At 50.1% G+C, this 14,000-nt stretch carries 13 protein-coding genes; 3 read left to right on the forward strand and 10 right to left on the reverse strand.

Annotated elements, in window-relative coordinates; all coding sequences use genetic code 11:
* Positions 1-8: 8 nt before the first annotated feature.
* The 5 genes from AB3N00_RS12840 to AB3N00_RS12860 all read right to left on the reverse strand — a co-directional run bounded on the left by AB3N00_RS12840 (position 9) and on the right by AB3N00_RS12860 (position 7,473).
* Positions 9-1,514, reverse strand: coding sequence for a sugar ABC transporter ATP-binding protein (locus AB3N00_RS12840; protein WP_413034856.1), 1,506 nt, complete (start codon positions 1,512-1,514; stop codon positions 9-11).
* Between the two features lie 72 nt (positions 1,515-1,586).
* Positions 1,587-2,648: a galactose ABC transporter substrate-binding protein gene (locus AB3N00_RS12845; RefSeq protein WP_413034857.1), complete on the reverse strand. Its 1,062-nt coding sequence runs from the start codon at positions 2,646-2,648 to the stop codon at positions 1,587-1,589.
* Between the two features lie 133 nt (positions 2,649-2,781).
* A complete protein-coding gene (locus AB3N00_RS12850; RefSeq protein ID WP_413034858.1) occupies positions 2,782-3,948 on the reverse strand; it encodes a substrate-binding domain-containing protein in 1,167 nt (388 codons plus the stop codon).
* Positions 3,929-5,752 (reverse strand): cache domain-containing sensor histidine kinase, encoded by a 1,824-nt coding sequence (locus AB3N00_RS12855; protein WP_413034859.1) that lies wholly within the window; start codon positions 5,750-5,752, stop codon positions 3,929-3,931. Before AB3N00_RS12855 ends, AB3N00_RS12850 begins: the two co-directional genes overlap by 20 nt.
* The gene (locus tag AB3N00_RS12860) at positions 5,749-7,473 is read right to left on the reverse strand and encodes a response regulator transcription factor (protein ID WP_413034860.1); all 1,725 of its coding nucleotides are present in this window, start codon (positions 7,471-7,473) and stop codon (positions 5,749-5,751) included. Before AB3N00_RS12860 ends, AB3N00_RS12855 begins: the two co-directional genes overlap by 4 nt.
* Before the next feature lie 440 nt (positions 7,474-7,913).
* On the opposite strand from AB3N00_RS12860, the gene AB3N00_RS12865 reads away from it, so the two are divergent.
* Positions 7,914-8,228, forward strand: a complete 315-nt coding sequence (locus AB3N00_RS12865; protein WP_413034861.1) for a hypothetical protein — start codon at positions 7,914-7,916, stop codon at positions 8,226-8,228.
* Positions 8,229-8,311: 83 nt separating this feature from the next.
* Here AB3N00_RS12865 and AB3N00_RS12870 read toward each other — a convergent pair whose 3' ends face one another.
* Complete coding sequence (locus tag AB3N00_RS12870; RefSeq protein ID WP_413034862.1) at positions 8,312-9,235, reverse strand: tyrosine-type recombinase/integrase; 924 nt, start codon at positions 9,233-9,235, stop codon at positions 8,312-8,314.
* A 169-nt stretch (positions 9,236-9,404) separates the two neighbouring features.
* Between AB3N00_RS12870 and AB3N00_RS12875 the strand changes: the two genes are divergently transcribed.
* A complete protein-coding gene (locus tag AB3N00_RS12875) occupies positions 9,405-9,605 on the forward strand; it encodes a cold-shock protein (RefSeq protein ID WP_175398023.1) in 201 nt (66 codons plus the stop codon).
* Between the two features lie 107 nt (positions 9,606-9,712).
* Positions 9,713-9,985 (forward strand): HU family DNA-binding protein, encoded by a 273-nt coding sequence (locus AB3N00_RS12880; protein WP_175398022.1) that lies wholly within the window; start codon positions 9,713-9,715, stop codon positions 9,983-9,985.
* A gap of 272 nt (positions 9,986-10,257) precedes the next feature.
* Here the strand turns inward: AB3N00_RS12880 and AB3N00_RS12885 are convergent, their stop codons facing one another.
* The 4 genes from AB3N00_RS12885 to AB3N00_RS12900 are packed head-to-tail and all read right to left on the reverse strand — an operon-like array spanning position 10,258 to position 13,950.
* Positions 10,258-11,058 carry an ABC transporter ATP-binding protein gene (locus tag AB3N00_RS12885; RefSeq protein ID WP_413034863.1) on the reverse strand — a complete coding sequence of 267 codons (801 nt, stop codon included), beginning with the start codon at positions 11,056-11,058 and terminating at the stop codon, positions 10,258-10,260.
* A gap of 25 nt (positions 11,059-11,083) precedes the next feature.
* Positions 11,084-12,097: an ABC transporter ATP-binding protein gene (locus AB3N00_RS12890; protein WP_413034864.1), complete on the reverse strand. Its 1,014-nt coding sequence runs from the start codon at positions 12,095-12,097 to the stop codon at positions 11,084-11,086.
* A 4-nt stretch (positions 12,098-12,101) separates the two neighbouring features.
* Positions 12,102-12,938, reverse strand: coding sequence for an ABC transporter permease (locus AB3N00_RS12895; RefSeq protein ID WP_175398019.1), 837 nt, complete (start codon positions 12,936-12,938; stop codon positions 12,102-12,104).
* 1 nt (position 12,939) lies between these two features.
* The gene (locus tag AB3N00_RS12900) at positions 12,940-13,950 is read right to left on the reverse strand and encodes an ABC transporter permease (protein ID WP_413034865.1); all 1,011 of its coding nucleotides are present in this window, start codon (positions 13,948-13,950) and stop codon (positions 12,940-12,942) included.
* Between the last annotated feature and the right edge of the window lie 50 nt (positions 13,951-14,000).

Raw genomic sequence — 14,000 nt, forward strand, 5'->3', positions numbered from 1 at the left:
CCTCCTGTCTAAGCCATCCGCTGCTGAGCGGCCAGCCTCATAATTTCCTGCTCTGTTGCCTCGGCTCCCTCTACAATACCGGTCAGCCTTCCTTCGCTCATGACCATGATCCGATCCGACATGCCCAGCAGTTCAGGCATCTCCGAGCTGATCATAATTATGCTTTTGCCCTGACGGGCCAGTTCAGTGATAATCGTATAAATTTCAAACTTGGCTCCCACATCAATGCCCCGTGTCGGTTCATCGAGCAGCAAAATTTCCGGCTCGGTCAGTAACCACCGCGCCAAAAGCACTTTCTGCTGATTACCCCCAGAGAGGTTGCGAATCAGCGTGTTAACCGAAGGCGTTTTGGTTCTAAACTTCTGGGTTTGCTCCCGTGCCTCTTCGCGTCCCTTTTTCTCATCCAGCAGTCCCACTCGGTTTCGATACCGTCCCAGACTCGCAATAATCGTATTTTCATAGACCGACAACACCGGGAAAATTCCCGTAACCCTCCGTTCCTCGGTCAGCAAAGCCATGTTATGACGTTTCGCTGCGGCCGGTGAGTTAATCTTCACTTTGCGTCCGTGAATGGAGATCGTACCCGAAGCAAGTCCGCGGAGTCCAAACAGGGATTCAATCAGTTCCGTCCGCTGCGCTCCAACGAGTCCGCCAATGCCAAGCACTTCGCCTTTTCGGAGCTCAAACGTTATATCCTTGAACGACTGAGGCTGGTTCGAAGTCAGGCCTTCTGCCTTCAAAATCACTTCTCCAGGGACGTTGGTCCGTTCCGGAAAACGTTCGTCCAGATCACGTCCAACCATCCGGGTGATGATCAGATCCGTGGTCAGCTCAGCCGCATCCCAGGTACCGACGACGAAGCCGTCACGCATGATGGTCACTTCGTCCGAAATCGTAAGAATTTCCTCCATTTTGTGCGAGATGTAAATGATCGACACGCCGCGGCTCCGAAGCTCATTAATAATGGCAAAGAGCTGTTCCACTTCCTTGCCTGTCAGGGACGAAGTCGGTTCATCCATGACAATGACTTTGGAATGAAAAGAGACTGCTTTGGCAATTTCCATGGATTGAATTTTGGATACGGATAATGTTCCTGCCTGCGCTTTCGGATCAATATCCAGATTCAGATCCTTAAACAAGGCCAGAGTATCGGCATACATCTTCTTCTCGTCGACCAGTAACCCTCTCATCGGAAAACGCCCCAGCCATATATTCTCCATCACAGGACGGTGGGGAACCGGATTCAGCTCCTGATGAATCATGGATATTCCATGCCCCAGCGCCGCTTTGGAATTCGGGATGTCTGCCTCTTTTCCTTCGATTCGGATCGCCCCTTCGTCCGGTCGATACATGCCGAACAGACATTTCATAAGTGTGGATTTGCCTGCCCCATTCTCCCCCATCAGGGCATGGACCGTTCCTGGTTTTACCTTCAGCGTAACTTGACTAAGTGCCTGCACACCCGGAAATGCTTTGGATATGCCATCCATCTCCAGCAGGTAAGGTGATTCCATGTTGGTTCCTCCCTTCCATATGCCCAGAAAAAAGGACGCCACCTGTAAGACGGACGTCCCTCTCTGCTGCTGTTACTGGGCGTCGGCAATGTTGTCTTTCGTAATTTTCTTGTAGGCGATCCAGACATATTTGCCATCCGTAATGTCATACCCCGTATTTTCCTTCGTAGGTGTCTCACCCTTAGCAAGCACGGATGCCAAAGCGACTGTCGCAGCGCCCTGGTTCTTGGCGTCATTCAATACGGTCCCCAACATCGTGCCGTCCTGGAGGGCCTGAATGGCAGGAGCCGTTGCATCCACACCTACAACAGGCATTGCTTTACCGTCCTTGAAGTACCCTGCTGCCTTCAATGCCTCAATGGCACCCAGTGCCATGTCATCGTTGTTGGCAAGCACGGCTTCGATCTTGTCGCCATGGGAAGCGAGAAATGCCTGCATTTTCTCCTGGCCTTTGACCCGGTCCCACATCGCTGTATCTTCCGCCAATGCCTCTACTTCAATACCGGCATCCTGGATCGCCTGTACGGAATATTTGGTCCGCAGCTCCGCATCCTGATGGCCCGGCTCCCCTTTCAGCATGACGTATTGCAGTTTGCCATCCCCGTTCTTGTCTGCTTCCGGATGGGCTTTCCAGTAATCCACAATCAGCTGGCCTGAGATCGTCCCCGATTCTTCTGCCTTGGCGCCAACGTAGTACACCTTATCCCATTTGTTCATGTCTTCGGCTACCGGCTCACGGTTCAGGAACACGACAGGGATGCTTGCGGCCTTGGCCTTATCAATGATGACGCCTGCTGCCGTCCGGTCCACCGGATTTACGGCCATGGCACTGTATTTTTTGGATACAAAGAGATCCACTTTCTCATTCTGGGTCGGCTGTGCGTTCTGGCTATCCACGATATCAAGTGTGGCTTTGCCTTCTGCCGCTGCCGTCATGGCATTCCGTACGCCCGTCATGAACGTATCATCGAATTTGTAGATCGCGACACCAATCTTCGGCGTTTCCGTACCTCCTGCTGCCTGCTCTCCTGTGTCCGTTCCAGTACTTCCGCCCGCACTGTCCCCGCCGCTGCTGCAACCAACCGCAGCAACCATAAATGCGGTAAGCAGCAGTGTCATCCACGTTTTCTTCATATCCTAATGACCTCCCCCAAGTTCATTCGGCTTCACCGATGTCTTTATTATGAAAGGGTTTACACGATTTTCGAATACAATATCTTCATCTTTTTTATCGAAATCTTCCTCTGTTGATATATGTCTTCCGTCGTCATTGTACAAAAGGAAACAGCAGCTTCTGATTGTCCATCCAGAACATATTATCGGTGCTTACCAGCTTCGTCTCCAAAGTTACTCTCGCCTGAACCTGTTGATCATTCAGCCGTGCCACCGCCTGATTCAATCCAAGGTAACCTGCGCTGAAGCCATTTTGCACAATAAGGTGCTGGAACACCCCTTCCTGCAGCTGCTCCAGCTGCTGCTGCTCACTGCCAAATCCAACAATCTTGACCTGGTGTTCCAGCTTGCGGCGATGCAGTTCATCGGCTGCTCCCAGAGAGGCCGGTTCCTGAAGGGCAATGAAGCCGTCCACCTGCTGCTGATCCAGCAGCTGCTTCGCTGCCTGCCAGCACACATCCCGGGTAAAGCATACGGATTTGGGTTCGACCTGAATCTCAGGATACTGTTCCAGTGCTTCTAAGACTCCCTGCTCCCGGTGGGTCAGCCCTGGATTCACCGGATCCGGCCCCAGCAAAGCTACGCTGCCTCGCCCTTCCAGAAGTTCGGCCATCGCCTCACCGGCCTGTCGCCCTGCCTCCACATTATCCATGGAAATGACGCTTGTAATGCCTTTTACAGGAAACTCATCGTTGAGAACAATGACCGGAACACTGATTCCTGTGGCATTCGCTGTCTGTGCCTTCTGAATGATGTCGCTTAGTGTCTTCTCACTTAGCGGGTCAACCAGCAGAGCGGAAGCCCCCTGTTCCAGTGCCTGTGTGACCGCCCGAATCTGAGCCTGTTCGCGCGAACTGTACGTGGAGATGTCTTGCCCGGAAAATTCCTGCAGCTCCTTCGCTGGGTGGATCATCGAATCAGGATTGGCTGGTGCATAGGTTGGTGCCTCAGACGGAAAAGCCTCCACGGTCATCAGTTCAGCCCCATTTTCCTTGGCCGCTGCTTCTGCTCCGAGCCTTATGGCTTCGGCAAGTTCACCTGTTCCTGCAGGTGTAATCAGAGCGACACGAGATGGTGGCTGGACCGAATCCGCATTGGATATACCACAGGCTGTGCCAAGGAACAGACAGCAGCTTACTGCAACGATCCCCATGAAGCTGCGTACACCGAGGATGGACGGACTGAACTCATTGAATTGATCTGTACTGAACATCCTGCCAATGAACGCCTTGTTATCCTTGTTATCCTTGTTCTTCATCATGAATTTTGCCTTCCTCCCGTTCGCATTGAATCGGAATCCGAATCCAGACTGTCGTTCCTTCCTCCAGCTCGCTCTCGAACTCAAGACCGCAGTCTTTCCCATAGTAGAGCCGAATTCGGTCATGCACATTGCGCACGGCTACACCTGAGCCCGCACCACTCTTGACGATGGGACTGCCATCCAGTAGTCCCGACACCTGTTCTGCTGTCATGCCGACACCATTGTCCATGATGCGAAACACCAGCATCTCCTTTTCCCGATATACACGGATCTCAATACAGCCTTCCTCTGTGTGATACTCGATACCGTGCACGATGGCATTCTCGATCAGCGGCTGAAGTACCAGCTTCAGTGTCAGGCAATCCAATATATCCTCATCAGCATCGATGCTGAACCTGAATTTGCGCTTGAACCGCATCTGCTGAATCGTCAGGTAATGGTGAGCGTGTTCCAGCTCTTCGCGGACGGTAATTATGGTCTTGCCTTTGCTGAGGCTAATGCGGAACAAACGGGAGAGCGAGGTGATCATGGTAATCACTTCGTCATTACGGCTCATGCCCACCATCCGCACGACAGAATTCAATGTGTTATAGAGAAAATGAGGATTAATCTGGGCCTGCAGCGCTTCCAGTTCGAGACGCCGTTTCTGTTCCTGTTCATGAATGATCTCATTCATCAGGGTACGAATTTTGTTCACCATCAGGTTGAAACGACGGGATAACCGCTCCACTTCAAGCGGTCCTTGGATGGTCAATTCCACGTTGAAATCCCCTCGTTCCACAGCCTTCATCTTCCGTTCCATGCGCCGGATCGGGCGTGTCAAACTGGAAGAGAGCAGCATGGATACGAGAATGACGAGCACCAGAACAACCAGCAGCACCCGGATGAGATAGCCATTGACCTCCTGCCGGGTCGTCATGATTTCATCCAGGTAGGCCACACCAACGATTTTCCATCCGATATTGGCAACAGACTTCACAGTATTCAGCCGTTTCTGTCCATCTGCTTCATCTTCGTAACTGCCTGTGGCGACCAACGCTTGTTCGATATTTTCACTTTTGAGTCCCATGTACATCAGCTGCTGCTGCGGATGATAAACAATATTGCCTGCACTCTCATCAATGATGTAGACATATCCCCGCTGCCCCAGGCTGACCCGCCTGCTCAGTTCATCCATCTGTTTGAAGTTGATATCCACCAGCAGAATCACCTGCCGATCCTGACCGTTTTGCCGCACCGTAATCCCTTTACTCATTGATACGACCCATTTGTAGGGCCCGGCATACATATTCTGGATGTGAGGCAGTGAAAAACTAAGATGGTCCGGCACTCTGAGCGCAGATTGAAACCACCCTTGCTGTGTCACATGGGCGCTTGGTTTTAAATCTGCCGTAGGTCTGTTCTTGAGCAACTCTCCCTTGGAATCAAGCAGGGTAATCGAGATAATGTCCTCCCGGCTGCTGAGCAGTGTATCAAGCTGTTTGTCCACCTGCTCCCCTTCCCATGTCCCGTCCCGCAGCATGTGCTCCTCAATAGCCCGGTACAGATGCGACATGCTCCGGACATAGTCCTCCAGGTTGTAACTGACCTGGTCCACAATCTGTCTCGTTGTCAGCTCGGCGCTGCGTTCGGCAGCCTGGGTGAACTTGTCGTGCAGTAGTAGTGCCATCACGGTGAGCACCAGTACGATGAAGATGGAAAAGGACCACGTGATAATCGATCGGATACTGCTGACCTTTGAAGACCGAAGACGGGAACGCAGTCTAAGCCATAATTGTCCCATCCGCCCGGCAAACGCTCTCATCGTTCTGCACCTTCACTGGTTGTCAGCGCGGACTGCTTGCGATATTCTTTAGGCGAAATGCCAATATGTTTCTTGAAGCAAAAGCTGAAATAATTCGGTTCGGCGAAGCCTACCCGTTCCGCGATCTCAAACGACTTCAGCTCCGTGGAGCGAAGCAGTTCCTTGGCCGCCTCCATACGGATCTGCATCAGATACTGCAGGAACGTAAGCTGCACTTCTTTTTTGAAAATACCGCAAAAATACCCTGAACTGATATGCAGATGACCGCATACCTTCTGTATGGACAGATCAGGATCGGCGTAATGTTCCTTCGTAAACAGCAGTGCCTGCTCCACAATATCCTTGTACACGTGCTGGCGTCCGCTGGCAATCCGATGTTGTACGAGCATACAGACATCCCGCACCTTGCTCTGTGCCTCGAATAATCCAGGTAAACGGAACAAATCCGCATATAACTGAAATCCCGCACCGAAGATATCTTCCATGTCCTCTCCCGATGCCTGCGCCGCCTTCCAAACCGTTGTTAAAACTTCAATCAGATATAGCTGGATGTCACCTCGTCCATGCTCTACCGTAATTTCCCGGAAAATGATCCCCAGGGCGTCTTCGAGCTCTACCTGGGTTCCTGCCTTGAGACAGCGGGTCAGCGCCTGCTGCTTCAACTCGTCGAAACGCAGTTTGCCTGCAGTCTGCCGCTCCACATCCGCAATATAGATGAGTGAATCGGTTCCCGGCACAAGTCGGTAGTCGAGCGCCAGCAGTGCATCTTCATAAGCATGTTTCACATCCGTGAGTGTATCCACCATTGCCCCTGACCCCACTGTGGCCGGGATGCGCAAGTAATGATTAATGCTCCGGATGACATTTTCGAGTGCCTGCTGCTGTCTTTTCTCCCCCTCCGGATGACCCCATCGGTCAACAAAAAGCAGAACAATGGCCTCCTGGTGCATAAAAGCATGTCCTGCCCCATGTTCCGTCCACACCTCTGATGCAATGTTAAGTGCAGCGAACTGCTTCAGCTCCGCATCCTCGGATTGACGCAATGATCCTCCGGATTCATGTTTATCCGTTTCCACCGATCGTTTGCCTCCACCGGTTAATTCCGATTTAAACGTTCCCTCATGGCCGTCATTCTTTTTCCCGTCTCCCTCCATATGCAGCGTCAAAACAGAAACCCCGTACCGCTCACCCTGCAGATCCAGCCCGCATTGTTTCGCTTGACCATGAATGTACGCAGGCGGTTTCTGCCGATGCAGCAGGGTAGCCATCAAATCGGCCTGCACCAGCGGCAGGCTTGTATAGTAATGATCCCGCAGCTGCTGGACATCTTTGCGTTCTGCCACTTCAGATGCCATTTGCGCCCGAAGACGTGTCAGCAGTTCCGTCAGATGTCCGGCCGAGAACGGCTTCAGCAAATATTCGTCCACACTCAGTGAGACGGCCTGCCTGGCGTAATCAAATTCATCATAGCCTGTCAAAATGACAACCTTCACGAGTGGATTGCGTTCCCGCAATCTTCGTGCCAGCTCGAGTCCATCCATAAACGGCATGCTGATATCGGTCACCACAATATCCGGCTCAACCCTTTCGGCCATCTCCAACGCTTCACGGCCATTCTCTGCAAGGCCGACAATTCGCAGATCCAGTGCTTCCCAATCCACCTCTACGACCAGCCCTTCGCGTACATCCTCTTCATCATCCACCAGCAATACCCGGTACACTTGCGAATTCCTCCCTTATTATTTAAGTGGGCTGCGTGCCCAAGCCATATGTCAGCATGTTGCTTCATTCGATTCTACTCGTTCCTCCAAGGTTGCCATCATACTATACAATATTATTTCATTTATGTAACCGCTTACTTTAAAAGATTCCAAACTCCTATTCTGATTACTTACATCTTATATTTATGGTAAATTATAGTCATCTATTCTGTGAAAAAATGCGAGAAGGGAGTGTCATTCCATTGAACAGATTACACGCTGGGTTGGTAACAACAGGAATTGGTGCAATATTGCTCTGTAGTGGGGCAATCACGGAAACTATACGCTCCGAACGACTCCAGTCGTCTACGGAATCATCAAGGTGGGAAGATCATTCTGAGGAATTGAGAAATAAATTAACACGCTCGTGGAGCGGGGGATTAAAAGCAATTCATAGAGTGATGGGTAGTGATGATGATAAGGAAAACCTAAGTGAATGGAAGCTATTTTATAGTTTGGAGCATGCTAAACATCAGATTCCCCGCAAAGAGCGCTCCTCCTTTATTGATCTCTATTACAGCGATACCCGCAGAACTTTACTTGAAAATGGAGATACCCTGCCTGCCCTGCTCCTCAATCCTGACCACTCAAAAGCAATTCAGTTCTGGGAAAAGCATGATGGCACCTATGCGATCATTACAATGGAGAAACAACTGGATGAAGATGGCAAGCGCAAATGGCTTGAAAGTGGTACTCAGATCGTCAACAAGCCCTGATCCGCTTAAAGAGTTCAGGGCTGTGTTGACTTAAGTCCAGTATTAACAGAATCATTGCGAATATGATAGACCGTTCCCGCCCTTCAATCCACTTCAGATGGTGAGCTATCTTTTTCTTGCTCTGAGAGATTAACATTCAATCCTTTTACATAAATCATCGTTGTGTCCGGATTGGTGTGCCCCATAATTTCCGCCAAACGGTGCAGTGGAGTTCGCTCTGCCATGGCATAGCCAAACCGATGACGCAGATCATGTGAACTTAGTCCCTCCAGTCCGGCTGCAGTCATCACCCTCTTAATCAAATGGCGCAGTGCCCGCTCAGTCAAACGATCACTGGTCTTCTCCGAAGGAAACAAATAAGGGGTATCCGGATTCAGAACTGCCATATATGTCTTCAACAACGCCATGCACGTCCTATTCAACGGAACTTTTCGTTGTCCGTTTCGTTTATCTGCTCGTACGATGAGCTGCCCGCTTCGTTTTCCCAGTTCAATATCGGCTGGCTCAAGGTTGCATATCTCCATCGTCCGCAGCCCCGTATGAAACATCAGAGTCAGGATCGTCCGATCACGCAGGGAGTTACCATCGTCAACCGCAGAGAGGAAGGCTTGTTCTTCCATGGCTGTCATTCTGCGAGGGCTCACCTTGTCTTCCGGAATGAATTTCAGAGGTTTGGAAGGATCACTGCTGATCCTGGATTCCGCTGCAGCCCATTTGAAGAAACGCTTCAGTGTGATCAGTCGGCGATTAATGGTAGATGGCTTCAACTGCAGCACGTTCTGTGAATGATTCCGGTAGCTCGTTAACGTGGATGTATCCACGTCTTCGATTCGCATGAGATGTTCTTCTGCAGCTGCGCTTCCTTTGTACCATTCGATAAAATGTTTCAGATCACTCGCATATTCCCTTAATGTTTTGGGCGTTAACTCTCCGTTATACGTAAGCATATGTATGAACTCCTGAACAACCAATTCCCCTTGTGCCGGAACCCCAGATGCCTTGCTCATTTAAAAAACCTCCAAATCTTGACTTATATTAGCGGACATGGTATTATCATATTAATCGATACATTAGCGGACATCAAGTCTGTGGTTTGAATATACCTGATCAGTGTTAATTTCTCATTAGCCCTTTTCAAAATGGTCGTTAAAAAACTTATTTTTTTGGAGGAATCACATGCAAACAGGTACAGTGAAATGGTTTAACGCGGATAAAGGCTTCGGCTTTATCGAAATTCAAGAAGGAAATGACGTTTTCGTTCATTTCAGCGCAATTCAAGGCGACGGTTTCAAAACTTTGGATGAAGGACAACGCGTTCAATTCGAAGTAACTCAAGGTAACCGTGGACCACAAGCTGAAAACGTTACGGTCATCTAATTATATTTAAGCTGCCTTTACAGGCAGCTTTTTGTTTTTATTTCGTTTCTGACCTACCGGATCGCAGACCGACCGAATACCAAATCAAACAAAGCGAGGGATTACACATGGATAAGGAACAATTGATTGCCGAAGTAGCCAAATCTGGCGGTTTCTCCAAGAAGAACGCTGAAAAGGCCGTAACCGTCGTACTCGATTCAATTTTAGAGGCTTTAAAAGAAGGCAAAGAAGTTCAGCTTGTCGGATTCGGAAAATTCGAGGTACGTGATCGTGAAGCGCGCATGGGCAGAAGTCGGAGAACGGGCAAAGAAATCCAGCTTCCTGCAGGGAAAGTTCCCGTATTTACAGCAGGATTAACCATGAAAGAGGCTCTCAATTAAGGCAGCAAACCATGTATTGGAAAGAAGGTTTTCATTCAAACAAACAACAATATATATAATGTAAATGTCGTATTTTCTACCGTTGATGATATTCTTAACTATTATTCCGGCAAGCAGACGAACCAGGATAACGCGAAAGATCACACCCATTCAACAGCCCCATCAGCAGAGTCTGAGCAGACCCTACCACTACCCACTCGCTAAACGAACCCTTTCATATTGGACTACAAAAGCCCTGTTCCGCTGTCATCCGGTCCAGGGCTTGATTTATGTTAATCCAGCACCCAGGGGGAATGAATCTTGGGTACATCGTTAATCAACTGCCTTGTATACGGATGCTCCGCATGGTGAATGATTTCCTCCGCTTTTCCTGCCTCCACCATCCGCCCATGTTCCATAATACAGATCGTGTCGCTCACATAATAAGCCAGACCCACATCATGGGTGATAAACACAATGGTCATTCGATTCTCATCACGCAGCTTGAGCAGCATATCCAGAATCGTGGAACGTGAACAGGCATCCACCATGGAGGTTGGTTCATCTGCAATCAGCACTTTCGGATGCAGCATGAAGATCCGGGCAATCATCAGCCGCTGCATCTGCCCACCCGACAGCTCAAACGGATATTTGTTGTACAATTCCTCAAACTTCAGGTTTACGAAGGAACAGGCTTCTTTCATTTTGGCGTATTCCTCATCATCACTAAGCTTCAATCCTTGAAGTTTGATACAATCCACGAGCAGCTTCTCTACCCGGTGAAAGACATTGAACGACGAAAATGGATCCTGGAAAATGGCCTGAATATCCTTCCAATAGGCTTTACGTTCACGATATCGCCTCAGCTGTCTCGGCTTTCCATTGTATTCGATGGCCCCGCTCGTTTCCTTGAGCAGTCCCATCATCATCTTCGCAAGCGTGGTCTTGCCACTGCCGCTCTCGCCAACAATCGATATAATCTCGCCTTCGTGAAAATCAAAGCTGACATCGTCAACGGCCGCCTTTTTACGGTTGCCTGTACCGTATACCTTTGTCAGATGACGGCCGCTGATCAGCACTTTGCCCATTGCCATGCGGGTTCACTCCTTTCGGGAGTCATTAATCAAGCTGCTCCTCTTCCCTGATCTGCTCCAGGATTTCCGGTGTCAGCAGGCAGCGATAGATCCGTTCATCCACTTGGATATTCTCAATCTTGCCCTGACGACATTCGTCCGTAACCAGCGTGCAGCGTTCTGCAAACCGGCAGCCTTCGGGCACATGCTTCAGATTCGGCGGGGCTCCCGGAATGGCAGCAAGTTTATGCTCCTTCATCCCCTCTTCCGGCACAATAATCGACCCCATCAGCTTACGTGTATAAGGATGCAGCGGATTGAAAATCATCTGCTCTGCCGTTCCCCGCTCGACAATTTCCCCGGCATACATGACCATAATTTCATCCGTGACATGATACAGAAGCGGCAGTTCATGCGTGATAAATATCAGCGACTTAATGACTTCCCGTTTCAGCAAATCCTTCAAAAGGCGGATGACCGCCTTCTGTGAAGTCACGTCCAGGGCGGATGTCGGTTCATCCGCAATGAGCACTTTGGGATTCAAAATGGTGGAGATCGCGATCACCGTTCGCTGCTTCATGCCACCGGATAACTCATTCGGATACATATCCAGCACGTCCGGGGACAGATTCAGCGATTGGAAGCGCTCGGCTGCCATCTTCCGTACCTCCGGACGCTTCATCTCCGGACGATGTTCCTTCATGATATCTTCGATGAATCGGATAATGCGCAGCGTGGGATTCAGCGCATTCATGGCGGCCTGCGGAATATAGGCAATTTCCTTCCCCAGAATACGGGAGCGAAGCTGCTCCTTGTTTAGCTGCATAATATCCGTGCCATTGATTCGGATCGAACCACTGCCATAATGGAGCGGCGGGAAATAAAAACCCATCAGACTGAGCGCAAGTGTTGATTTGCCGCAGCCGGACTCCCCCGCAATGCCCAGCGTCTGCCCTTCTTTCAGTCCAAACTCGACCCCGTCGACCGCAAAAACGTTCTCTTTGAGCCGGGTACGATAATAGGTTTTGAGGCCGCTGACCTGAAGTATAGGTTGGTTCATGGTCTTAGCTCCTTATTTTCGGATTAAAGATTTCGTCCATGCCTGTATTCATCAGATAGAGCGAGAACGTAATGACAGCGATGGCAAACGCCGCGGGGATAAATGCCCACCAGGCTCCTGCCACCGGGGCTTCAAATACCAGTGCCCAGTTCATCAGAATGCCGAGTGATATCGTATTATACGGACCGAGCCCCAGCATCGAAATCGAGGCTTCGGACAAAATGCCCGAGGCTGTCTGGAGTACAAAGGCCATGACTACATAAGACGCGATATACGGCAGAATCTCATGGATAATGATGCGCGGTGTGCTATGTCCCGAAATCTTTGCAATATGCACATGATCCCGGCTGCGCAAGGATGTCGTCTGGGCGCGTACCGCCCTGGCTGTCCATGGCCAGCTCGTAATTCCGATAATGATGGCTGTCACGAGGGAGCTCCGGGAATCGATACTGACCGAGATGAGAATCAGAATGATGAATGAGGGAATCACGATGAAAATATTTGTGACCGCAGTCAGAAAATTATCCAGCATGCCCCCGATATACCCGGAGACCAAGCCCATGACCAGCCCAATCACTGTCGCAAAAACACCCGCAATCAATCCCACCCGTATGGAGGTCTGAATGCCATACATTAATTCCAAAAAGATATCGCGCCCGAAATTGTCCGATCCCAGCAGCAACCCATCCCCTGGAGGCTGAAATGCCATTGCAATCATCTCCAGCGGGTCACTGCGATTAATGAGCGGATAGATGGTAACAAGCAGCAGCATGCCGACAAAAGTCACCGCACCAATCATAAACTTGGGCGACTTCAGCAAAATAGAGATCGAATGCTTCATGTCATTGTTCCTCCATTTGAGCAGCCTTGATGCGTGGGTCAATAAAGCCATAAATGACATCGATCGTGAAATTGGCCAGCAGTACGGCGATGGCAATTAACAGTGTACATCCCGAGATGAGCGGATAATCCAGCTGACGTATGGCCGTGAACAGCCATGTCCCAATGCCTGGATAACTGAATACAATTTCACAGATCAGCGATCCACCAACCATCGTGCCTATGGAGAGTGCGAGTCCTGTAATTTGCGGCAGCATGGCGTTGCGGAACACATAGCGCGCAATGCGCCCATCGCGGATGCCAAGCAGTTTACTGTACAGCACATAATCCGAATTCAGCTCATAAATGGACATCTCCCGCATACCAATGGCCTGACCTCCGATGGTCACCAGCACAATGGACAGGAACGGCAAGGTGTGGTGGCGTACAACTGACATGATGAAGTCGAAACTCAACTGCGGCACCATCTGGAAGTCATATCCCCCGGACAGCGGGAACCATTTCAGTGTTAAAGCAAAGACATACAGCATAATAATAGCCAGAGTGAAAAAAGGAATGGAATTGATAAACAGGGCCACCGGGAACAGTACTTTATCAAAAACACCCTTCCGGTATGCTGCAATCGCACCGAGTAAATTACCCACCAGCCAGCCGACCAGGATGGCCGGAAGTTGAAGCCCCACCGTCCAAGGGACGGCGGAGGCCAGAATGTCCGTCACAGGCTTCGGATATAGTCCGAAGGATGTACCGAGATTGCCTGTGAACAGGTTTTTCAGATAAATCCCGAACTGATTCCATAGCGGCTGATCGATACCAAACTCAACCGTAAAGGTCTCATACACCCGCTTGATGGAATCCGAGTCGGTCATGCCTGCGGTCATTTTGGAAGCGATCATGCTCACCGGGTTGCCTTCAATTAATCTTGGCAGAATAAAATTCAATCCAATGGCAATGATCAGGGTCAGGCCATACCAAAACACTTTTTTCGCTACATATCTGGCGTAGGCATTCATTGGATCCAGCACCCCCCGAATTTTACGGATAAGGTCATATTGGTGCTCAG

The organism is Paenibacillus xylanilyticus (assembly GCF_047246825.1).
Taxonomy (GTDB): domain Bacteria; phylum Bacillota; class Bacilli; order Paenibacillales; family Paenibacillaceae; genus Paenibacillus; species Paenibacillus xylanilyticus_B.

Excerpts from the sequence above, each read along its gene's own strand:
- AB3N00_RS12840 (WP_413034856.1), bottom strand. The coding sequence starts at position 1,514 with ATGGAATCACCTTACCTGCTGGAGATGGATGGCATATCCAAAGCATTT.
- AB3N00_RS12845 (WP_413034857.1), bottom strand. The coding sequence starts at position 2,648 with ATGAAGAAAACGTGGATGACACTGCTGCTTACCGCATTTATGGTTGCT.
- AB3N00_RS12850 (WP_413034858.1), bottom strand. The coding sequence starts at position 3,948 with ATGATGAAGAACAAGGATAACAAGGATAACAAGGCGTTCATTGGCAGG.
- AB3N00_RS12855 (WP_413034859.1), bottom strand. The coding sequence starts at position 5,752 with ATGAGAGCGTTTGCCGGGCGGATGGGACAATTATGGCTTAGACTGCGT.
- AB3N00_RS12865 (WP_413034861.1), top strand. The coding sequence starts at position 7,914 with ATGGGTAGTGATGATGATAAGGAAAACCTAAGTGAATGGAAGCTATTT.
- AB3N00_RS12870 (WP_413034862.1), bottom strand. The coding sequence starts at position 9,235 with ATGAGCAAGGCATCTGGGGTTCCGGCACAAGGGGAATTGGTTGTTCAG.
- AB3N00_RS12875 (WP_175398023.1), top strand. The coding sequence starts at position 9,405 with ATGCAAACAGGTACAGTGAAATGGTTTAACGCGGATAAAGGCTTCGGC.
- AB3N00_RS12880 (WP_175398022.1), top strand. The coding sequence starts at position 9,713 with ATGGATAAGGAACAATTGATTGCCGAAGTAGCCAAATCTGGCGGTTTC.
- AB3N00_RS12885 (WP_413034863.1), bottom strand. The coding sequence starts at position 11,058 with ATGGCAATGGGCAAAGTGCTGATCAGCGGCCGTCATCTGACAAAGGTA.
- AB3N00_RS12890 (WP_413034864.1), bottom strand. The coding sequence starts at position 12,097 with ATGAACCAACCTATACTTCAGGTCAGCGGCCTCAAAACCTATTATCGT.
- AB3N00_RS12895 (WP_175398019.1), bottom strand. The coding sequence starts at position 12,938 with ATGAAGCATTCGATCTCTATTTTGCTGAAGTCGCCCAAGTTTATGATT.
- AB3N00_RS12900 (WP_413034865.1), bottom strand. The coding sequence starts at position 13,950 with ATGAATGCCTACGCCAGATATGTAGCGAAAAAAGTGTTTTGGTATGGC.